General features: G+C 50.0%; 23 protein-coding genes, 1 tRNA gene and 1 pseudogene. 14 read left to right on the top strand and 11 right to left on the bottom strand.

From position 1 onward, the window contains the following. From PPL9_RS34185 to PPL9_RS09805, 4 genes and pseudogenes are all read left to right on the top strand, one after another. Window positions 1-152: pseudogene (locus PPL9_RS34185) on the top strand (serine O-acetyltransferase); the annotation flags it as partial. Window positions 153-234: 82 nt separating this feature from the next. Beyond that, window positions 235-450, top strand: a complete 216-nt coding sequence (locus tag PPL9_RS09815; RefSeq protein ID WP_057462532.1) for a DUF3126 family protein — start codon at window positions 235-237, stop codon at window positions 448-450. A 260-nt stretch (window positions 451-710) separates the two neighbouring features. Next, on the top strand, window positions 711-1,025 hold the full coding sequence (locus PPL9_RS09810; protein WP_057462531.1) for a hypothetical protein: 315 nt from the start codon (window positions 711-713) through the stop codon (window positions 1,023-1,025). 55 nt (window positions 1,026-1,080) lie between these two features. Further along, complete coding sequence (locus PPL9_RS09805) at window positions 1,081-1,608, top strand: gamma carbonic anhydrase family protein (RefSeq protein WP_057462529.1); 528 nt, start codon at window positions 1,081-1,083, stop codon at window positions 1,606-1,608. Window positions 1,609-1,686: 78 nt separating this feature from the next. Here PPL9_RS09805 and PPL9_RS09800 read toward each other — a convergent pair whose 3' ends face one another. From PPL9_RS09800 to PPL9_RS09790, 3 genes are all read right to left on the bottom strand, one after another. Next, window positions 1,687-2,307 carry a transglutaminase-like cysteine peptidase gene (locus PPL9_RS09800; protein ID WP_057462527.1) on the bottom strand — a complete coding sequence of 207 codons (621 nt, stop codon included), beginning with the start codon at window positions 2,305-2,307 and terminating at the stop codon, window positions 1,687-1,689. Window positions 2,308-2,674: 367 nt separating this feature from the next. Continuing rightward, window positions 2,675-3,310 carry a PilZ domain-containing protein gene (locus PPL9_RS09795; protein WP_057462526.1) on the bottom strand — a complete coding sequence of 212 codons (636 nt, stop codon included), beginning with the start codon at window positions 3,308-3,310 and terminating at the stop codon, window positions 2,675-2,677. 104 nt (window positions 3,311-3,414) lie between these two features. After that, complete coding sequence (locus tag PPL9_RS09790) at window positions 3,415-4,104, bottom strand: PAS domain-containing protein (protein ID WP_057462525.1); 690 nt, start codon at window positions 4,102-4,104, stop codon at window positions 3,415-3,417. A gap of 466 nt (window positions 4,105-4,570) precedes the next feature. Here PPL9_RS09790 and PPL9_RS09785 point away from each other — a divergent pair, with 466 nt between their 5' ends. Then, entirely contained in the window at window positions 4,571-5,341 is a 771-nt protein-coding gene (locus tag PPL9_RS09785; RefSeq protein ID WP_057462524.1) for a rhomboid family intramembrane serine protease, read from the top strand. Window positions 5,342-5,505: 164 nt separating this feature from the next. Next, a complete protein-coding gene (locus PPL9_RS09780; RefSeq protein ID WP_057462523.1) occupies window positions 5,506-5,937 on the top strand; it encodes a CBS domain-containing protein in 432 nt (143 codons plus the stop codon). Between the two features lie 86 nt (window positions 5,938-6,023). On the opposite strand, the gene PPL9_RS09775 is transcribed toward PPL9_RS09780, so the two are convergent. The 3 genes from PPL9_RS09775 to folE all read right to left on the bottom strand — a co-directional run bounded on the left by PPL9_RS09775 (window position 6,024) and on the right by folE (window position 8,273). Then, the gene (locus PPL9_RS09775; RefSeq protein WP_057462522.1) at window positions 6,024-7,037 is read right to left on the bottom strand and encodes a patatin-like phospholipase family protein; all 1,014 of its coding nucleotides are present in this window, start codon (window positions 7,035-7,037) and stop codon (window positions 6,024-6,026) included. A gap of 98 nt (window positions 7,038-7,135) precedes the next feature. Beyond that, window positions 7,136-7,606 carry a phosphoribosyl-AMP cyclohydrolase gene (hisI, locus tag PPL9_RS09770; protein ID WP_057462521.1) on the bottom strand — a complete coding sequence of 157 codons (471 nt, stop codon included), beginning with the start codon at window positions 7,604-7,606 and terminating at the stop codon, window positions 7,136-7,138. A 34-nt stretch (window positions 7,607-7,640) separates the two neighbouring features. Beyond that, window positions 7,641-8,273, bottom strand: coding sequence for a GTP cyclohydrolase I FolE (gene folE / locus PPL9_RS09765; protein ID WP_057462520.1), 633 nt, complete (start codon window positions 8,271-8,273; stop codon window positions 7,641-7,643). Window positions 8,274-8,688: 415 nt separating this feature from the next. Here folE and PPL9_RS09760 point away from each other — a divergent pair, with 415 nt between their 5' ends. Further along, window positions 8,689-9,123, top strand: a complete 435-nt coding sequence (locus tag PPL9_RS09760; RefSeq protein ID WP_057462519.1) for an iron-sulfur cluster assembly scaffold protein — start codon at window positions 8,689-8,691, stop codon at window positions 9,121-9,123. A gap of 11 nt (window positions 9,124-9,134) precedes the next feature. Further along, window positions 9,135-9,488: a membrane protein insertion efficiency factor YidD gene (gene yidD, locus PPL9_RS31250; protein ID WP_082596707.1), complete on the top strand. Its 354-nt coding sequence runs from the start codon at window positions 9,135-9,137 to the stop codon at window positions 9,486-9,488. A 15-nt stretch (window positions 9,489-9,503) separates the two neighbouring features. Here yidD and PPL9_RS09755 read toward each other — a convergent pair whose 3' ends face one another. Then, on the bottom strand, window positions 9,504-10,058 hold the full coding sequence (locus PPL9_RS09755; RefSeq protein ID WP_057462518.1) for a hypothetical protein: 555 nt from the start codon (window positions 10,056-10,058) through the stop codon (window positions 9,504-9,506). A 48-nt stretch (window positions 10,059-10,106) separates the two neighbouring features. Then, the gene (locus tag PPL9_RS09750) at window positions 10,107-10,406 is read right to left on the bottom strand and encodes a hypothetical protein (RefSeq protein WP_057462516.1); all 300 of its coding nucleotides are present in this window, start codon (window positions 10,404-10,406) and stop codon (window positions 10,107-10,109) included. 350 nt (window positions 10,407-10,756) lie between these two features. Here PPL9_RS09750 and PPL9_RS09745 point away from each other — a divergent pair. Beyond that, window positions 10,757-10,841: transfer RNA gene (locus PPL9_RS09745), tRNA-Tyr, on the top strand. Window positions 10,842-10,880: 39 nt separating this feature from the next. After that, window positions 10,881-11,303: an ASCH domain-containing protein gene (locus tag PPL9_RS09740; RefSeq protein ID WP_057462515.1), complete on the top strand. Its 423-nt coding sequence runs from the start codon at window positions 10,881-10,883 to the stop codon at window positions 11,301-11,303. Here the strand turns inward: PPL9_RS09740 and PPL9_RS09735 are convergent. After that, complete coding sequence (locus PPL9_RS09735) at window positions 11,300-12,640, bottom strand: glycosyltransferase family 1 protein (protein ID WP_208989277.1); 1,341 nt, start codon at window positions 12,638-12,640, stop codon at window positions 11,300-11,302. The genes PPL9_RS09740 and PPL9_RS09735 overlap by 4 nt on opposite strands. A 299-nt stretch (window positions 12,641-12,939) precedes the next feature. On the opposite strand from PPL9_RS09735, the gene thrS reads away from it, so the two are divergent. After that, the gene (gene thrS, locus PPL9_RS09730; RefSeq protein WP_057462512.1) at window positions 12,940-14,886 is read left to right on the top strand and encodes a threonine--tRNA ligase; all 1,947 of its coding nucleotides are present in this window, start codon (window positions 12,940-12,942) and stop codon (window positions 14,884-14,886) included. Window positions 14,887-15,040: 154 nt separating this feature from the next. Further along, a complete protein-coding gene (locus tag PPL9_RS09725; protein ID WP_057462511.1) occupies window positions 15,041-15,892 on the top strand; it encodes a 1-acyl-sn-glycerol-3-phosphate acyltransferase in 852 nt (283 codons plus the stop codon). Between the two features lie 82 nt (window positions 15,893-15,974). Here PPL9_RS09725 and PPL9_RS09720 read toward each other — a convergent pair whose 3' ends face one another. Further along, window positions 15,975-17,060 carry a hypothetical protein gene (locus PPL9_RS09720; RefSeq protein ID WP_057462510.1) on the bottom strand — a complete coding sequence of 362 codons (1,086 nt, stop codon included), beginning with the start codon at window positions 17,058-17,060 and terminating at the stop codon, window positions 15,975-15,977. Window positions 17,061-17,319: 259 nt separating this feature from the next. Between PPL9_RS09720 and PPL9_RS09715 the strand changes: the two genes are divergently transcribed. Further along, window positions 17,320-17,925 carry a nitroreductase gene (locus PPL9_RS09715; RefSeq protein WP_057462509.1) on the top strand — a complete coding sequence of 202 codons (606 nt, stop codon included), beginning with the start codon at window positions 17,320-17,322 and terminating at the stop codon, window positions 17,923-17,925. A 16-nt stretch (window positions 17,926-17,941) separates the two neighbouring features. Continuing rightward, window positions 17,942-18,553, top strand: coding sequence for a flavin reductase family protein (locus PPL9_RS09710; protein ID WP_057462508.1), 612 nt, complete (start codon window positions 17,942-17,944; stop codon window positions 18,551-18,553). 26 nt (window positions 18,554-18,579) lie between these two features. Here PPL9_RS09710 and PPL9_RS09705 read toward each other — a convergent pair. Further along, on the bottom strand, window positions 18,580-19,115 hold a 536-nt coding region (locus tag PPL9_RS09705; RefSeq protein ID WP_057462507.1), incomplete at its 5' end, for a hypothetical protein.

The raw sequence follows: 19,115 nt of genomic DNA, 5'->3' as shown, positions 1-19,115 counted from the left end.
CTGTGGTTCTTAAAGACGTTGATCCGTGCACGACTGTGGCGGGTGTTCCTGCCAAGGTTGTGGGTGAAGCTGGTTGCGACCAGCCGGCTCGTGCCATGGATCAAATGATCGGTCAAGGTCAAGGACTTTCCTCGCAAAACAAACAAGGATAAGCTAGTTTCCTAGGGTTGGCAGGACGATAAACTTGTATAGTTTGTGCCCCAAGTTTGAAGTGAAATTGGTAAGGAGACGGCTGTGAAGCCTGATGAAATTCGTAAGGTGCAAACCTACATGCGCAGTACTTTCAAGTCGCCAGAACTTGAAGTTCGTGCGCGTCCTCGTAAAGATGATTCCGCAGAAGTTTATATCAAGGATGAGTTTCTTGGCGTTATCTTCCGCGACGAGGAAGATGGCGAACTGAGCTGGAACTTCCAGATGGCTATCCTTGATATTGACGTGGAAGGCCTCTAAGGCTTCACGCAAAATCTGATTGATTTGAAGGGCTCCGTTTTGGGGCCCTTTTTGCATCAAAATGAGACTCCAAAGGGCTGTAGGCGTCCTGAATTGAAACGGGTTGGAGTTTGCTCACCTGCCCTTATTTCCTATGCGGATTTCATATGTAAATATTAACAGGAGGTTAACTCGAGGATAGCACGCGGCACAGGAATTGCTTTCAACTGCACAGTAACGCGTTTGAGCTGGATTGAGCCAGCTGAGAATGGGGGAAGTGCATGCTGGGCGATTTGTTGTTGGCTGCGTTTATAGCGGCTTCTGGTTTTGTGACTGCAGGAATTCTGGGTAGCTTCTATCACTTGGTGACTGGGGAGCCACCGCGATTTTTTGCTGAGATGAAAGGGCCGTTGTCCTGGCTTATTGTCGTCGGGTTATGGCTTGTTGCTGGTCCTTTTATATTCATGCGCAATGCGATCCAAGGTTATTACCAGGAGTCATTTAGCCCCAAGATGCTGGCCGCCGCGGGAGGGCTCACCGCTATGTGGAGCATTCTTTCCGGTACGTTTGTTTTGAGTTTTCTCTTGGCACTTTGAGCAAGCCATATGCTAGATTGCGCAGGATTTGATTTGTGCAATCTAGGAGAACCTTGTGCCTTTTTATAAGCTTGGAGACAGAAGCCCTAATGTTCCTGAAAATGGAAACTACTGGGTCGCGCCATGTGCAAGTCTGATTGGGCATGTGCAGCTGGATGAAGAAGCGAATATTTGGTTTGGCGCTGTTTTGCGTGGCGACAATGAGCTTATCCATATTGGTGCGCGGTCCAACATTCAGGACGGATCGGTTCTTCATACAGATTTGGGGTATCCGCTGGTTGTTGGCGCAAACTGTACGGTTGGTCACAAGGCGATTTTGCATGGATGCACTGTGGGGGAAGGCTCGCTTATTGGAATGGGCGCGACAATCCTGAATGGTGCTAAGGTTGGTAAGGGCTGTATTATAGGTGCAAATGCACTGGTTCCTGAAGGCAAGGTTATTCCAGATGGTTCTCTGGTTGTGGGAATGCCGGGGAAGGTGGTTCGTGAGTTGGATGATGAAGCTCAGGCCATGCTTATCCGCTCAGCAGATGGCTATGTGATGAATGCACAGCGCTTTAGAGAGCAGCTGGTTGAGCTCTGAAGCCATCACGATTTTTGAAAAACAAAACAAGCCGCGGCATTTTCCGCGGCTTTGTTGTTTGCCAAGACCTAGGCGGCTTTACTCTGGAATACTTGCAACGGTGGTGACGCGTTTATCCGAAATAGCGGACCAGGCAGAAGCATGGCGAGCGGACTGGCGTTTCACGTAGCGGTATGGGGTTGAATACCAAGGCAAGATTGAAGAGATCTGATTGTCTAGAATGAGATCTCCCTGATCAGTGCGCACGCTTAAGACAGCGTGCCCACCATTACTTAGGTCTTTCACAACCGTTATGAGCAGGGAGCTTGGCGGCCAGCCCAAGGCAATGAGTTGCCGCTGTTTTTCCAGAACGTACTCTTCGCAATCACCCGCACCTTGCGGGTATGTCCAGTATTCAGGCACTCCGAACAGTTGCTCGTCTGTTAGCGGGCGAACTTGTGTATTGATTGAGGCGTTTACATCCAGCAATTCCTGCCAGCGCTCTTTGGTCAAGCGGACAACCAGCGGCGTGTTGGTACCATAGCGGCACTGTTGCGGGTAGTTTTGACAAAACTCAATATGACCAACGGGGGCAGTAGCTTGTCCGATAATTGGCATAAAGCGTCCTGGGACTTGCTCAGCATGAGCGTAAGACAGGCTGATTAGCCCACCCAATGCGACCCCCAAAACACTTTTCGCGAACAGCTTATACTCAAACACAAGTAGCGCCCTCCAATCATGGCAGGCTCTACTTTCCTTCGCGCATTTTTATTTGGTTATAATCTTTAAAGTCAGTATTTAATCAAAATTGAGCAGCATTTAAATCAAGATTGAATATCAGTTAAATCAATATTTCTGAAAATAAGAGTCAATATTAATTCAAATTGTAATTATGCCAAGACTCCGCAGGAAACTGGAGTTTCTGATGAGACCTAACGAGAGTTTTATGGTTTAGTTACAGTTAATTAGAGAGTTGACATGTGAAGCTGTGTCAGTTGCATGTAATTCTCACTGCAAATATTTTTTTATAAATTTATCGAAAAGCTGAGGCTTAACCGTTGATAAGCCAGGAATCGGTCTGGCTGGCTTAGCGCTTTTCAGCGTTGGAGATATGGTGCTCCAGCAGTTCCTTATTCTGGACGGTGGCGAATTCGACTGCGACGCCTTCTTCAAAGTGGCGAACGATCCGCGCACGCATCTTACCAAGCGTGATTGGTGTTCCAAGTGCCGGACGTACATCCGTCTTGAGTGCTGCGCCAGAGAGGGAGACATCCACAATGCGGCAGGCGTATTCTCTGCCGTCTGGCAAAATGATCTTCGTAATCGGATTCTTTGGAGTGAAGCGGTCAAATCTGCGATCTTCTGGCAGATTAAGCTCGTCTTTGTTGGCCAGCCAAGTCAGGACAGAAGCCAGCTTGTCGCGCTTGCGTGCGCTGGCATTGAGCGTCATCGCGAAGCCGCCATCGATCTCGCGGACGATCTTTCCTTCAACACGACCAATGTGATCAAGATAAGCGACAACGCGCTCGCCAACTTCGCCCATTACCGGAGAGATAAAGGCGGCGCCACCAGGTGACATGTTGACGACCTGGCAAGGGTACTCACGTCGGTTTTCCAGCATGAAACGGCCCAGCACGTTGATTTCAACGCGAGAAAAACGGCGTCTGTCAGGTGCTTTTGCTGCTAGTGCAGCAATTCTGTTGGTCGCTGTGCGCCCTGCCATTTTCCTAGGAATCCCGACTACGCGATTATTGACTAGTAGAAACTTGGGTCACACCCTAGGAAAACAAGGTTAACAGAATGGTAACTGTGGTGCGGAGTACAGGTTTATATTTTGCCCCCATCAACAACTCTAAGGTGTCCTACCTGTCGGCTGTTTGGAATTTCGACGGCCTTTGGTACTGCTGACCGTTGCAAGTGACTTCCACGGCTAACTCTTGGTTCCATTGAACTAACAGCGCGATGCGTTGGAGTTCCAAAATGTGGGACGCAGTCATTTTCGTCACTGAAGAGAGGTGCGTCTTCATCCGGCCAGATCAACCTCAGGCTGTTGACTTTTTGCTTGGAGATTGCCTGAACACCGAGCCAGAATGGACGCTTGAGCGGTGCCATACAGCCAAGAATACGCGTACAACCTTCCCCCTGTACACGGATTGGCAGGAGCAGGAGCTCCAGATCTACTGACTGGCCCATTTCAGTTGTGCCGGTGAAGCTGATCACAGCTGCAGCGCCATCCTGTGTTATGGCAGAAAGCATGGCGGTGACGGCTTGCTGGTCTTTCTCATCCCAACCATCAAGGAAACTGCGGCCTTTCAGTTCACGGCAGAACAGGGAACATAGTCGTGTCCCTGCAAGACGGAACCTGAAATTGTTCTGCTGTGCCAGTTCCAGAATAAACGTATCGCCCAAAACACTTTTGATTGCGGAAGGTTGAATATCGCCACGTTCGGGAGCTGGTCGTTCAGCCCGAATTTCGTCCCAGTATTCGAAGAGTATCCGTGATGCACCGTGTTTCATATTCCCGCCTTCCCCAGTCCGCTTATTGGGTTTTCCCATTGGGGTCAGTGTCCTTTTTATGGACAACTTTAACTATCCGCTGGTCTATGGTGGGGAATAAGCATGGAGCGTGCCAAGTTAGAAATATCATAAAAATTTAATAAAATATTAACCTTAACAAAGGGTTTAAGTTGTGCTGTTGGATGGCTTGTATAATCTTGGTTGCAGTTGCCTCACCTGAACCCTTGAGGCCCTAAGAATTGAGCTATTGTTGGCGGTAAACCTAGGTTTTCAGCATTTCGTGTGCTGATAAAAAGTCGGGAAATCAAACGCCTAACGGGGAGAAGCTCCGATAAACCGTCAGCGCTTGGGGGAGTGCTGGCGGTTTATTGTTTTCATTTGATCCTTACATTTTGCGGCAAGCCTTGCGAAGCGTGCCAAGTTGTCTTAGTTCAAAATGGGACAATAATTTTGGATCTGTAATAAAATGAACCAATCCAATGAAGACCATCTGGCACCTCACGGCCCCAACCTTCAGAGACCAGCACGGGAGCCGATGTTCAATCTGCCAACCGTGGTTGTTGGACTGTCTCTGATCTTTATTGGGATACATCTGGTTCGTGCCTATGTGTTGACGCCCAATGCAGATTTGCAGACGCTGCTTTTGTTTGCGTTCTGGCCTGTCCGATATCTTAGTGGATTTATGGCTGAATATTCCTGGCCAGGAGAAACCGTTTCGGCGATCTGGAGTTTTCTGACCTACGGATTTTTGCATGGTAGCGTGCAGCATGTAGGTTTCAATGTGCTTTGGATGGCAGTGTTCGGGAGTGCTGTTGCACGACGTTTTGGTGCGACCCGGTTTCTGCTGCTCTCGGCTGTTTGCGCTGTTGCTGGCGCGGGGGCTCACCTTGCTACAAACTGGGGGCAGAGTATCCCGGTGATTGGTGCATCGGCGGCAGTCTCAGGACAGATGGCAGCTTCCTTACGCTTTATCTTTGAAGCTGGTGGTCCGATGAGCTCGTTTCGGCGCTATGATAATGCAGCCTATTCTATTCCTGCCCGACCTTTGATGGAGGCGTTGAGCGATCGTCGTGTCCTTACCTTTATTCTGGTATGGTTTGGCTTGAACTTCCTGTTTGGCATGTGGTCCGCGCCAATTGCGGGTGAGGGCGTTAGTATTGCCTGGCAAGCTCACGTAGGTGGATTTATCGCTGGCTTGATCCTATTCCCATTATTGGATCCGATTAAACCGCGTTGAAGTGGAACGTTTAATAGTTAGCTAACTACATATGTTAACAGCACCTAAGTTGGTGGCTAGGCAAGCATTGTTTTTTTGTGTCATGATGCCGTAGGGTTAGATTTGTTCTCTTCCTCTTTTTTCTCTGAGAAAGAAGGATGACATAAACAAACGAGGAGGTCGCCATGACAGTTGCTGCCATATTGAACGGCAAAGGGCGGGACGTTTTTACGGAACCGAGCACACGTAGTTTAAGCGAGATATGCGCAAGCCTTGGAGGCCGCCGCATAGGTGCTATTGTGTTGTGTGATCAGCCGGGTGTGATTGTTGGGATCGTGTCGGAGCGTGATGTGGTTAAGGCAATTTCCATGGAAGGTACTGACGCGCTTGCACAACCTGTCAGTGACTACATGACAAAAGAGGTTGCCGTCTGTAACGAAACCGATTCCGTGAACGGTGTTATGGCGCGTATGACTGATGGGCGGTTCCGCCATATGCCAGTTGTGGAAGACGGAAAGCTCATCGGGCTGGTCTCGATCGGTGATATCGTGAAGTTCCGCATTGCTCAAGTTGAGCGTGAAGCAGAGGATCTGCGGAGTTACATTCAGGCCGTATGATCTGTGCCTAAACTGCTGTGCTTCTAAGGCACAGCAGTTCCATCCAGTCTATTTCTTATCAATACATTGTTGGTCAATGCACTGCATCAAGGCTGCATCTCTGCCAGTTGATGGAGTTCTGGAAGCGCACGGCATGTGGTTTCATATCCAACGCGAATTGCTTCTTCACCACGATGGAAGTCGAACAGCCCCAGATGTGAGAGGCGCAGTGTCAGAATGTTGTCTGGTGGGTCTCCTGCAAGTCGCGAGCGTCCGATCCTGTCCTGAATGATATTGTAGCTGTCCATCATTACGCCGGAGATGCCCGGCAACCCTTTTGGCTTCCCACCGAATATCTGACGTCGCAAGACGCGCTTGATTGCGCCGCCCGGATCTTTTTGCAGCTTGCTATCGATCTCCGGGATCATGTCTTTCGGGATTGGGGGCAGTTCATGGACAACTGTAGAGCCTCGGCCGAATGTGTCGGAGTTGAGGTTGACTGCGATCACAGCTCGTGCACCCATCGCGCGGCAAACTGAGACTGGGATTGGATTGACTAACGCACCGTCCACCAGCCAGCGACCACCATATGCGACCGGCTCGAACACGCCGGGGAGGGAGGTGGAACACCGCATCGCCTGTGTGAGTGGACCCTTCTTCAACCAGATTTCGTGTCCCGTTCCAAGCTCTGTTGCAACGGCTGCAAACGGTCGATCAAGATCCTCGATCATGATACCGCCGAAGTGGTCTTCGAACAATGAGAGGACTTTTTTGCCTGAGATGAGGCCGGAACCGCCGAAGGAAAGGTCGACCATGCTGAAGACCCGGCGGCGAGAAAGCGACACAACCCACTCTTCGAGTTGGTCCAGCTTGCCGCAGAGATAACAGCCGCCGACAACAGCGCCAATAGACGTGCCTGCTATAAAGTCCGGCTGAATGCCTGCTTCTGAAAGGGCTTTAAGTACGCCAATATGCGCCCAACCACGAGCCGCACCACCGCCCAGAGCCAATCCGATACCTGGTGTGATCTCTGGCTCAGGTGTGGTGGGTGGTGTCTCAGGCTCTTCTTCTACAGGCTGTTTGCTGTTTGGCCACAGAGGTAGATTTTGCAGCACTGCTATCTCCCCGACTGTCTTTCAACGGTTGAATAATCAAAATTACCTTGGGGTAACTATGCTATTTAAACCTATAAAAAGACTGAATCAGGGCACAGCGAAACCTACTGTTTTTTCCCGTAAACTTCTTGGGGGTCATATGCCGGAGCGACTTCCGTCTTCTCCAGCCAAACGTCGCCTGTGTCGTTGCTGTCCACTTTTCGGAAGAAGCAGGAGCGGTAACCGACGTGACAGGTTGCGCCGTTGCCGTGCACTTTGACGCGCAGCCATATGGCGTCCTGATCGCAATCGGTCCGGATTTCAATGACTTCCTGCACCTGGCCGGAAGTGCCGCCCTTTTTCCAGTATTCCTGTCTGGAGCGGCTCCAGTACCAAGCTTCGCCGGTTTCAATTGTACGACGCAGGCTCTCGGTGTTCATATAGCCCACCATGAGTAGCTCACCACTCTCGAAATCCGTAACTGCAGCTGCGATCAGACCGTTATCGTCAAATTTTGGGCAGAGTTCATCACCCAGCTCAATTGCTTTTTTGTCAGCACGCGGCGCGAAGCCGTCGGCTTTAATATTCGTCGACATGAAATGCTCGAATTTTGTGATGAATGGTCCGAGCTTACGAACGGACCATTGTCATAAAGCGTACCTGTTCAGATGCGTTATCTTCAAAAACACCAGAGAACCGGTTGGTGAGTGTTGATACACCCTGCTTTTGAATGCCACGCATAGACATGCATTGGTGTTCTGCCTCAATCATGACGGCGACGCCACGTGGAGCCAGATACTCTTCCAATGCCGTTGCGATCTGAACGGTCAGATGTTCCTGTGTCTGAAGGCGACGTGCGTAAATTTCTACAACACGTGCGATCTTGGACAGGCCGACCACAGCATGATCTGGATAATAAGCGATATGCGCTTTTCCGGTGAACGGCAGCACATGATGCTCACAGAAAGAAGTGAAGGAGATATCCTTGAGCAGCACAATATCATTGTAGCCGCCGACTTCTTCGAAGGTTCGTTCCAAGTGCTCGCGAGGATCTTCTTTGTATCCAGAGAAGAGATCTTCGTAGGCTTTTACCACGCGTTTTGGTGTATCCAGCAGTCCTTCACGTTCGGTGTCATCACCGATCCATTGAAGAAGTACGCGTGCAGCAGCCTCAGCTTCAGCCCGGCTAGGGCGGTTGGGGAGCTTGTTGTCTTCTGTAGCCGTGGGATCGGTCTCTGTAACCGGTCTCAAAACAGCGTCCATATTATGTCTCCAACAATACGCAGTCGATGAGTGTAATTTAAGACATACTTCTCTTAAAAAAACACTGAACCCGCCATAGGTTCCTGCGCAACAACTATTTTTGTCGGCCTGTTTTCAGTCAGGCTCTTCCCATTGTCATACGCAAATCTATAGCTTACCTAAGGAGATGCGAGTATGGCGCAGGGTATAAACTACGACAACCCGTTTAGACAGCCAATAAATTGGCACCTATGGTTTCTTCTAGGTAATGTGTGCTAGATTGCGATATTCCGCTTTTGACCTCTAGCAAGGTCTCGGCAGCACCACCTATATAAGATAGATGTCTTGGTTAGGAAAGGGTCTTCCCTTACTACTGAGTGATCCAAGGTCGCTTTAAGTTATAAAGCGAGTGTCAGAATAGTAGCCAGAGTTTTGCATGTTGGACGACATTTACAATACTAAGATCCTTGAGTTTGCAGGGAATATCCCTTTGTTGGGACATCTCGATGCCCCGCAAGCTCAGGCAAAAGCACACTCGCGGCTTTGTGGTTCGACGGTGAGCGTTGAGGTTTGTGTAGCCGATGGTCTAATAACCTCATTTGCGCAGGACGTGAAAGCGTGCGCGCTTGGGCAAGCCTCAGCCTCTATTTTAGGCCAACATGTTATTGGGGCTTCACCCTCTGAAATTCGGGAGGCTTATGCGCAGCTCCATGCGATGTTGAAGGAAAGTGGACCACCGCCGAATGGTCGTTTCGCTGATCTGTCCTTCCTTGAACCGGTGCGCGATTATAAAGCGCGTCATGCGTCCACCATGCTTGCGTTTGAAGCCCTGGTGAAAGCGCTTGACGATGTTGAAGCTACCGTTGCTTAAGGCCAACTGAAATGTGTAAGCCCGAACCGCTCCCCAAAATGAGGCCTGCCAGCCTGATGGCGCGGGTTGGGATCGGGCTTATTTGGATTTACCAACACAGTTTGTCGTTGATACTCGGGCGTGCGTGCCGTTATCAGCCTTCCTGCTCACATTATACAGCTGAGGCGATGGTGCGTTTCGGCTTCTGGCGTGGTGGTTGGATTGGGCTATCAAGGATCATCCGTTGTAACCCATATGGAGCGAGCGGGTATGATCCTGTGCCTGCAAGTTTGCCTGAGCATTCCAGATGGTACCTGCCCTGGCGCTATGGGCACTGGACTGGACACCATATTGACCCCAAGACGCGCTTTGATCTGCCGGACTAGAAATCGTTCCTGTTGCTAAGGGCAGGTGAACTCGTTTTTCTCTTCTTCAGTGAGGACTGGCAAAACCGCGAACTCTCCTTCAATGGAGAGGTTTTCATAGGGCTGTGAGTTGATAACAACGCCGTATGCTTTTCCGCTGGCAGCATCTAATGTCCAAACCCATCCGAGATTGGATTCCTGCGGATTATCCTTCCAGGAGATTTGAGTAATTTCCGGTGTGATCTGCTGCACAGTGTAGGTTGCAGATCCTTTGCTCTTGCCAAGTTTGGAGGTGGTGTTCCAGGCGAGTGCTTCACTGTTGCAGATGAAGGTCGTGAACTTCTCTTCAATTGCCTCTGCGCCTTCCTTTGTAATAGTCCAGGCGAAATTCAATGATTTCCCTAACCATTGCTCGGCGGCTTTTGCAGCGGAAGCGCTACTTCCGGTTTCTGCGAGTGTATGGATGTCGCTTTGGAGACTTTTGCTGGTTGGGACGGGCGGGCCATCTCCCATAACCTGTGCAACCGCTACCAGACCAGATGAATGAATGAACAAGACTGCGCTTGCGCTCAGGATTGCTAAGGGTTTCATTGGGTTATCCTGTTTTCATTCTTGCCGCTGTTTGAGTGAGTTCAAAGGCTATTGAAAGAACTGCGACCAAAAACTTCCTTTGTCATTCTCGCTATTCTCATTGTCAGTAGCGGTTGGATCAGTCGTCGGTTCGGATGGTGCCGGCATGTCGTGCGGATTGCTCATTTGGTATTCCGGCATGCCACTCATCATGGATGGGTCTTCTTCTGGATTATCTGGTGCTGGTTCGACAATTCCAGAGGTTCCAAGAGAGGGTTCAATAGATATCTGAGCGTGAGCAGGACGCGCTCCAGACGTGAGCGTAAACCCCATGACGACGAGATATGTGAAAAGCCAGTGCCTGCTCATTTGAATACCTTTGGATGATCAGTGTGGTGTGCACTCCAATACAGAAACTCATAATTTCGTTTGAAGATAATGGCTTAATGTAGAGTTGCGTCCAGCAACCTGCATTGGTTCCGGGTTCTTGGCTTAATGAAAAGCTATCTGCCGGTGTTGAAATTCATGAAATTTTTGTGTGCGAAATACGTGATTTTGCCTATGTGAGAGCTGCCTAGAGGCGTGTTGTTCACAGATTGAGGGCCAAAAACGTTTTTTCCTATGTTTTCCCAACCCAAATTTCAAAGGAGCGTTGACAAGAGGGGCTCAAATGAAGATAACCCGTCCTCACACGGCGCGGCCAACTTGGCCAATGCGACGGAGGAGTGCCCGAGTGGCTAAAGGGGGCGGACTGTAAATCCGCTGGCTATGCCTACGTTGGTTCGAATCCAACCTCCTCCACCATTTTTCTTTCATAAAATCAGTTTGTTACGGTAGAGATGCATGTCTATTGAAGGTTTTGAAGACCTCCCAAGTTATGCTTTTGGCGACAGCCCTGACCTTGCTGACAGCTTGCTTGATCTTGTTCTGAATGGAACAAAGACGGCTACCTGTGGCGATCTGCTTTCCTATGAGAAAGAAGGGGAACCGCTTCCTCAGCCGGGTGATCAGTTCGTTATTCTTGATGGTAAGGGGCAAGCCGCTTGCGTCATTGAGATGGTTACGGTTGATGTGCGCCAGTTCGACGAGATTGATGAAATTTGGGCTGTGCTGGAAGGTGAAGGCGATCTTAGCCTTGAATTTTGGCAGGACGCGCATCGTGAATATTTTGAGCGGAACGGTGTCTTTGCTCAAGATATGAAGTTGGTTTGTGAGTATTTCCAGCTGGTAAAGATCTTCGAACGCGATCAAGCTAAGCCTAATTAAGTCTCTTCCAGTTTTTGTGAGATGCTCTCTGAGCCGGATGATCGCTTGTCCGGTGATGTGCTGTGGCTTTGAATAGCCTGCCAGATATCCTCTTTAACATTCTGCCATTGCCGGAGCTCAGCCCTTAAGGGTAGTTCTGCGCGTAAGGCGTCCTTGGTTTTTAATGTTGATTGGATCAGGGCGGCCAGTTCCTTAGCGTTGTGCGGGTCGAAATATCGGCAATGATCACCGCCAACTTCTGGAATGGAAGTGGCATTTGAGGCAAGCACAGGTGTCCCCATCCAAAGAGCTTCGCCGACGGGCAGGCCATATCCTTCAAACAAGCTCGGATACACCAGCGCAATTGCTTCTTTGTAAAGGGCGGTGAGCTCGGCTTGCGAGGGCGATTGGACAATCGTCACGTACTTGCCAATAGTCGTATATTGCTGATCTTTGTTGAGGCTTGCGAAGGCGCCATTTGGAATTGCGCCTGCACATATGAGCTGTGGCAGAGGTGTATCCTCATTGTGCTCCAGAATGTGCAAGTAAGCGTCAAAAACCAGCTTCGCATTTTTTCGGTATCTAATGTCACCTAACAGCAAAAAGAACCCATTCTCCGGGCGTTGTCTGAGCGGGTAGATCGGCTCTGTTTCCTGAAATTCATGAGCCAAATGGACAACGCTTGTGCTCTGAGGGGATGGGAGTTTCTGCTCTGCCAGGAATTTCAGCAGATCGCTTCTCGTATACTCAGAGTTTGCCAGAACGTGCGGTCTTGTAGTGACGGTTCGCCTTAGATGTTCCAGCCAAAGTTTTGCGCCGAGGTCTTCTTCAGGGTCGTTGAGACGCAAAGGAGAAATATCATGGATCATGACGTAAACTGGTACATATGGTGCGCGGCTCTTCACATACTCAGTTAGACGCCGAGCTTCTTCCAAGTTTCCCAATGAAAGGAAGGGAGCGTCAATGTCGGAGAGTGGATCTCCAAGCGCTTCTCCATCATAAGCTCCGATGGTTTCATCCGCGTGTGAGCGCAATGTATGCCGCAACCTGTGAAATAGTCCTTTGATCTTGCGGTTCCTGTATTTTTCAAGATGGAATGTTTTTACAGGAGCGCCCAGCAAGTCGGGCAGATATGCAGGGTTAAGGTCATCATCTTTAAACAGAGGATCGGCTTGCACACTCACATATTCGTTTGTTCGGGCGTCATGGCAGATGAAGGTGACTTCAAGGTCATCCTTATAAAAGCATCTGGCTGTTTCATAGAGTGTTCTGGTGACGCCATTCGCCTGTAATGAGGTAGAGCGGTTCTGCCTCAAAGTGGTCAAATCAAAGTAGAGCTTTGGCTTTGGCGTCGTCATGCTCAGCTCCTGGTTGCTGGTAGAGTGTGCGTCATGCATTCCTTGTGATGGAGTTTGCGAATCCTGTTGTGGCAAACAGTATGAGGAGTGGGGAGGGGGAAGGCTAGCTAAACCCTTGCTAACCAGTGGTAATTCAAGGTGTGTAACCTGTCGATTAGGTGATCTCTCCCGAGGAAAACAGAGTTGGGTGCGCTTAAAATCATCTGGACGCGTCTTCAAGAATTGTTTATTCAGGCAATCCATGATTAACACCAAACCGCTTACCTGCCTTGTTTGCAGGAGTGAGCTGGAGACTTGATATGCTGCAATTGACTTTCCCTGACAATTCCGTTCGCGAATATGACGCTGGTTCCACCGGAGCTGACGTTGCGGGGAGCATTTCTAAATCTCTCTTGAAGAAAGCTGTTGCCGTCGCGATTGACGGTGAGCTACGCGATCTTTCTGATCCTATTCCAGCAAGTGCTGCGATTGAATTTGTTACTCGCGATGACCCTCGTGCGCTGGAATTGATCCGCCACGATGCGGCGCACGTGATGGCAGAAGCTGTGCAGGAGCTGTGGCCTGATACACAGGTTACAATCGGCCCTATTATCGAGAACGGTTTTTATTACGACTTTAAGCGTGAAACGCCGTTCACGCCTGAAGATCTGCCAAAAATCGAAAAGAAGATGCAGCAGATCATTCAGCGCAACGCGAAGTTCACCAAGGAAATCTGGAGCCGCGATGAAGCGAAGGAATACTTTGCTTCCAAGGGCGAAGATTACAAGGTTGAGCTTGTTGATGCGATTCCTGAAGATCAAACCGTTAAGATCTATAAGCAGGGTGATTGGCTGGATCTCTGCCGTGGTCCGCATATGGCATCCACTGGCCAGGTCGGTCAGGCATTCAAGTTGATGACTGTTGCTGGTGCTTACTGGCGCGGCGATTCCAACAATGAAATGCTGACCCGTATCTACGGCACTGCATGGTCCAATGAGAAAGATCTGAAAGCTTACCTCCATATGCTTGAGGAAGCTGAGAAGCGCGACCACCGTAAGCTTGGCCGCGAAATGGATCTCTACCACTTCCAGGAGGAAGGTCCGGGTGTTGTCTTCTGGCACCACAAGGGTTGGCAGCTGTTCCAGAACCTGACCAACTACATGCGTCGCCGTCTTGCTGATGACTATCAGGAAGTAAATGCACCGCAAATTCTGGATAAGTCGCTTTGGGAAACCTCCGGCCACTGGGAGTGGTACCGCGAGAACATGTTTGCGACTGAGACCGAAGACCACCGCGTCTTTGCGATTAAGCCGATGAACTGTCCTGGTCACGTCCAGATCTTCAAACACGGCCTGAAGTCCTATCGTGATTTGCCTCTGCGTATGGCTGAGTTCGGTGCTGTTTCCCGCTATGAGCCATCCGGTGCGTTGCATGGCCTGATGCGCGTTCGCGCGTTTACGCAGGATGATGCGCATGTGTTCTGTACTGAAGAACAGATGGCTGCGGAATGCCACAAGATCAACGACCTGATTATGTCCGTCTACAAGGACTTCGGGTTTGAAGAGATTGTTGTGAAGCTCTCAACCCGTCCTGAAAAGCGTGTTGGTTCTGATGAAGTCTGGGATCACGCTGAAGCAGTGATGGGAGAAGTGCTGAAGGAGATCGAAGCAAACTCTGGCGGCAAGATCAAGACAGGTATTCTTGAAGGCGAGGGCGCGTTCTACGGTCCTAAATTTGAGTACACTCTGCGGGATGCGATTGGTCGTGAATGGCAGTGCGGTACCACTCAGGTAGACTTTACCTTGCCAGAGCGCTTTGGTGCGTTCTATGTGGACAGCGATGGCGAGAAGAAGCAGCCGGTGATGATCCACCGCGCGATCTGTGGTTCTCTGGAACGCTTCCTTGGCATCCTCATTGAGAACTTTGCTGGTCATTTCCCATTGTGGCTGACACCTCAGCACTTCGTTGTGGCAGCAATCACCTCTGATGCAGATGATTATGCGAAAGAAGTGCATGCAGCGCTTAAAAAAGCTGGTTTGCGCGGTGAGCTGGATCTTCGTAACGAGAAGATCAACTACAAGGTTCGCGAGCATTCTCATGCCAAGATCCCTGTGATTATTGCGGTTGGTAAGCGTGAAGCAGAAGAGAAGACAGTGAGTATCCGTCGTCTTGGTTCGCGCAACCAAACATCAATGACATTGGATGAGGCGGTGGCAAGCCTTACTGATGAAGCAACAGCACCAGATCTGAAAGAGCAGGCTTCCTGATCTTTATAGACTGAGTGAAATTTTGAAGGCTGGCCGCAGGTTTCTGTTGCCAGCCTTTTTCTTTTTGGCCTCACTGTCGCCTAAACTTCACGTAAGTTTGCGAAAGCTTACAAAACCGGCTCAGATGAAATGAGTTATGTGAAGTGAGGATGTCGTGAACCACGCGGATTTAAGCTACGCCAATAGTACTCATCCCATATTGAAGCGATGGCTTATTCGCAGCATCGAAGGGCTCTCTGGTAAGCGAGCGCTGTTGGGCCTCTATGAGGAGTGGCGGGCTGGTTTTTCAGTTTCTGATCAGGTGCTCTGGCGTGATCTGCTGGAACAGATTGACTTGCGTGTGGAATGTACCGGAAACGACTGGCCGCCCGCTGATCTGGATGGGAAGCCGCTGGTGCTGATTGCGAACCATCCCTATGGCATTGCAGATGGAATCGCGATTCTTTCGCTTGCTGAACAGCTCAATCGTCCTTACCGCGTGCTGATCAATAATGAGCTGTTGAAGGTGCCTGAAATCAGGCCTTTCGCTTTGCCAGTAGACTTTGAAGAAACCGAAGAGGCTTTGCGCACCAATTTGAAAACACGGCAGGAAGCGCTGAGATTACTGCGGGAAGGGGTGGTGATTGTGATCTTTCCTGGAGGCGGTGTTGCTACAGCTGCTAAGCCGTTTGGCAGGGCTGAGGAGCTGCCTTGGAAAACATTCAGTTCCAAGCTCATTCGAAGCGCGCGAGCAACGGTGCTGCCGGTTTATTTTGAGGGGCAGAACTCGGCATTGTTCCACATGGTCAGTCGCTTTTCTCTGAGTTTACGATTGTCGCTCCTTATCCGCGAATTTAAGAGCATTCTGGGACAAACCATTCTTGCGCGGATTGGCTCTCCTATTTCCTATGAGGTTTTAGAGGGATGCGAGAGCCAGCGAGAAATGGTGGATGAACTTCAGGCAATTGTTATGAGTTTGCGGGATTGTGTTGAGGCGCCAAAGGCGGAGACCTTTTATCTTCCGTAGGACATCCTCCTTAAGGTCTGCGTGAGCCAATAAAAAAGGCGCCGAGTGCGGCGCCTTGGTCATTCTAGATCTTGTGTAAGCCTTACAGAGGGTTTTCTGCAAGCACTTCCACTTCCACGTTGTTTACGCTTGGATTGACCGTGAACTCTTCGCGATACATTTCACCGTTGTTGCGCGCCATAACCGTATAGGTTCCGGCTGCTAGGGTGAGATCAAGGAACGCACCATTGCCGCTTGCAACGGTGTCGCCGCCTGGAGAGAGGATCGTCCAAGACGTGTTGGCCAAAGATGTCTTGTTTTTAGCGCTTACCAGCTTCAGCGTGATGTTGCCTGCCTGATGGTAAAGGGTTGCTTCGGTCAGCTTGCCTGCCTGAACGTGAATATCTGCGCGTACGACAGCGTTGACATCGCCGTAGCGGCTTTCAACATGGTAGGTGCCTGCGCTCACTGGAACCAGCTCGCCCGGCTTGATGCCAGATGCAATGAGACCGCGGTTACCTGTGGTGTCGTATGTCATATCGTAGATGTTAAAGCGCACATCTTTGCGTGGCATCTGCTGATCGTTGCCCAGAGCAGCGTCCAGACGAATACCACCTGCGTTCAGGATGATTGTTCCTGTCTTCACACCGCTTTTAAGTTCATAACGCGTGGTTGCTGTGACTTTGCCAAAAGAGGTGTGAACGAGGTAAGTACCCGGATCGAGGCGGAATTCTGCGTCCTGATCTTGAGAGGACGCGACCATGGTCAAGGACCCATCATCATTTTCTTTTGAAGAGTAGACGCGCCATTTTAGGCCACGTGTGAGGTTCGGTGTTCCCTCAGCCAGCTTTGCTACCAGATAAAGGACAGGCTGTGCGCCGACAGGTGCCTGCTCTGCGCCTACAGATGGGGGAGCGTACGGTAAGAAGCTCGTACCCATTGTTGGTGCAAGGGATTGCCCCTGATAACCGCTGAGCGGATCATAGCTGATAGGAGGTGCGATGGTCTTGTCTGGCTTTGCGCCCAAGTCCAGCACTTCTTTAGAGAACGGCAAAGCAGGTTTGGAAACAGGAATAGGACCTGCAGCCTGAGCGGCGTTTCCAAGCAAGGCCAATCCAGCACAAAATGCTGTGGCGGTTGCTGCGCGTTGTAGCGCTTTGCTGAACGTCGATATCCGCTCTAACTTCACGTGTGCTCTCGCTACTACTTCAGAAAGTGTTACCCGTGTGCGACAGTAAATACAAAACCGACACCCGATCGAGTGAAATCAGATTACAGTGACAAACTGTGATTTGGAAGTGTTTTATAAATTTTTACTAAGTGGGTTGGGGATTGGTAGTCAATGTGGCAAGAATGGGGCAAGACCATCCTTTAATTGACACAGTTGATATTCTGTATAGGACTATTGCGTAGCTTTAATCGTTGAAATCCTGAAAAGAATCGAGACCGTGGAAACTAAAGACCTTCCAGAACTGAAGAGTTTTCTCAAAACTCGTCGCTCCCATCTCGCTGCAACACTCGTGCATCCTGGTCCCAATCAAGCACAAATTTCAGAGCTTCTTGAGATAGCCTGCCGTGTTCCAGATCACGGAAAAATTTCTCCTTGGCGGTTTATTATCTATGGCAATTCACAGGCTGACCTTATCGGTCTAAAGCTTGCTGAAATTGCAGAAAAGCGTCAGGGCTCGCTTGGTGAGAACACCAAGGTAATGGAGCTGGAGCGTTTCAAGCGCGCGCCGTTGGTTATTGGCGTTGTGTCTTCTCCAAACCGGGAACATAAAGTTCCGGTCTGGGAACAGGAGCTTGCTGTTGGGGCGGTTTGTGTCTCGCTCCTTAATGCCTGCTTTTCAATGGGTTTTGCAGGCCAGTGGCTCTCTGAGTGGTATGCTTTTGATGATGAGGCAGCTGCCTATCTTGGTGCTCGTGATGGGGAGCGGTTTGCAGGCTTCATTCATATCGGAAGCGCTAGCATTGTTCCGAGTGAGCGTCCTCGGCCTGATGTTGCCCGATTGACTGAATATTTTGAAAGTTCTCTTTCCGGTGTTGATGCGTAGGAGTTGAGGCAAGTATATGTTTTATGAAGCGAATAAGCCGCATGGATTGCCCCACAATCCATTCAAGGCTGTTGTTGCACCTCGTCCGATTGGTTGGGTTTCTACCGTCTCTAAAGACGGTGTGCGCAACTTGGCTCCTTACAGTTTTTTCAATGCAGTGTGTGATACTCCGCCGATGGTTGTGATTGGGTCCAGCGGTTACAAAGACTCTGTCCGCAACATTGAAGAAACTGGCGAGTTTGTCTGCAACCAAGCCACATTGGATCTTGCAGATGCGATGAACCTGTCCTCTGCAATGGTTGGTACTGATGTTGATGAGTTCGAGCTTTCCGGTTTAACGGCAGAGCCATCCAAATTGATCAAGGCTCCACGCGTTTTAGAGGCAAAAACTGCGTTGGAGTGTAAGCTGGTTAATGTGCAGCGTCTGATCGATATTGACGGAAATGAGACTAACAGCTGGCTTATACTGGGTCAGGTTGTTGGTGTGCATATCGACGAGAGTGTGCTTGAAAACGGATTGCTCAATGTGGCGAAAATGAAGCCTTTGGCCCGGTTGGGTTACATGGATTACTCGGTGGTTGATTCTGTATTTCAGATGGACCGGCCAGTTCTTCCAGAAAAAGCATGATGGCGGGCGCTCAGGCGCCCCTTTTCTTATCTCGAAAATACCTGTTGTATCTGATGCGCGTCTTCAGGCGTGTTTGCGTTCATGCCAGTAAAGCCGAGTGCTACTGATTTTTCCAGATCCTCAGGTGCTGCCGTTGGTGCTGTATCCAGAGCAATCAGGTGAGCCGATTTTGCAGCAAACAGGCATTGTGTTTGTGCATATTGAAACGGCGGCAACAAATCACCGTTTTCATCTCTGGACTGTTTTGCATCCAGTGCCTCTTTCAACGCCTCTTCATTCCATGCCAGTGTGGTTAGGCGTGGGCTGGTGTTGGAGAGGTTCATGAGGTTGTGAAACGCTGCGGGATATCTGCCAAGTTCAGGAATGATCTTCACTGTGCAGTCTTGCAATGCGTGTTCGGCTTCAAAGACAGAAAGTATCGCGTGCAAACGTTCAATATCAGCGCGCGATTTGATGAAGGTTGGAACGACGCCTCTTGGCCTCACATGAGCATAGGGTTTGAGTGTTGAAAGGATCGTGCTCTCTGATGGTTCGTTTAGTGTGAGATAAAGATCGTGGTGTT

The sequence above is a fragment of the Pseudovibrio sp. POLY-S9 genome (genome assembly GCF_001431305.1).
Taxonomy (GTDB): domain Bacteria; phylum Pseudomonadota; class Alphaproteobacteria; order Rhizobiales; family Stappiaceae; genus Pseudovibrio.
This window is presented reverse-complemented; position numbering and strand designations above follow the sequence as displayed.

Excerpts from the sequence above, each read along its gene's own strand:
- PPL9_RS09810 (WP_057462531.1), top strand. The coding sequence starts at position 711 with ATGCTGGGCGATTTGTTGTTGGCTGCGTTTATAGCGGCTTCTGGTTTT.
- PPL9_RS09795 (WP_057462526.1), bottom strand. The coding sequence starts at position 3,310 with ATGGCAGGGCGCACAGCGACCAACAGAATTGCTGCACTAGCAGCAAAA.
- PPL9_RS09790 (WP_057462525.1), bottom strand. The coding sequence starts at position 4,104 with ATGAAACACGGTGCATCACGGATACTCTTCGAATACTGGGACGAAATT.
- PPL9_RS09785 (WP_057462524.1), top strand. The coding sequence starts at position 4,571 with ATGAACCAATCCAATGAAGACCATCTGGCACCTCACGGCCCCAACCTT.
- PPL9_RS09780 (WP_057462523.1), top strand. The coding sequence starts at position 5,506 with ATGACAGTTGCTGCCATATTGAACGGCAAAGGGCGGGACGTTTTTACG.
- hisI (WP_057462521.1), bottom strand. The coding sequence starts at position 7,606 with ATGTCGACGAATATTAAAGCCGACGGCTTCGCGCCGCGTGCTGACAAA.
- folE (WP_057462520.1), bottom strand. The coding sequence starts at position 8,273 with ATGGACGCTGTTTTGAGACCGGTTACAGAGACCGATCCCACGGCTACA.
- PPL9_RS09760 (WP_057462519.1), top strand. The coding sequence starts at position 8,689 with ATGTTGGACGACATTTACAATACTAAGATCCTTGAGTTTGCAGGGAAT.
- yidD (WP_082596707.1), top strand. The coding sequence starts at position 9,135 with ATGTGTAAGCCCGAACCGCTCCCCAAAATGAGGCCTGCCAGCCTGATG.
- PPL9_RS09755 (WP_057462518.1), bottom strand. The coding sequence starts at position 10,058 with ATGAAACCCTTAGCAATCCTGAGCGCAAGCGCAGTCTTGTTCATTCAT.
- PPL9_RS09750 (WP_057462516.1), bottom strand. The coding sequence starts at position 10,406 with ATGAGCAGGCACTGGCTTTTCACATATCTCGTCGTCATGGGGTTTACG.
- PPL9_RS09740 (WP_057462515.1), top strand. The coding sequence starts at position 10,881 with ATGTCTATTGAAGGTTTTGAAGACCTCCCAAGTTATGCTTTTGGCGAC.
- PPL9_RS09735 (WP_208989277.1), bottom strand. The coding sequence starts at position 12,640 with ATGACGACGCCAAAGCCAAAGCTCTACTTTGATTTGACCACTTTGAGG.
- thrS (WP_057462512.1), top strand. The coding sequence starts at position 12,940 with ATGCTGCAATTGACTTTCCCTGACAATTCCGTTCGCGAATATGACGCT.
- PPL9_RS09710 (WP_057462508.1), top strand. The coding sequence starts at position 17,942 with ATGTTTTATGAAGCGAATAAGCCGCATGGATTGCCCCACAATCCATTC.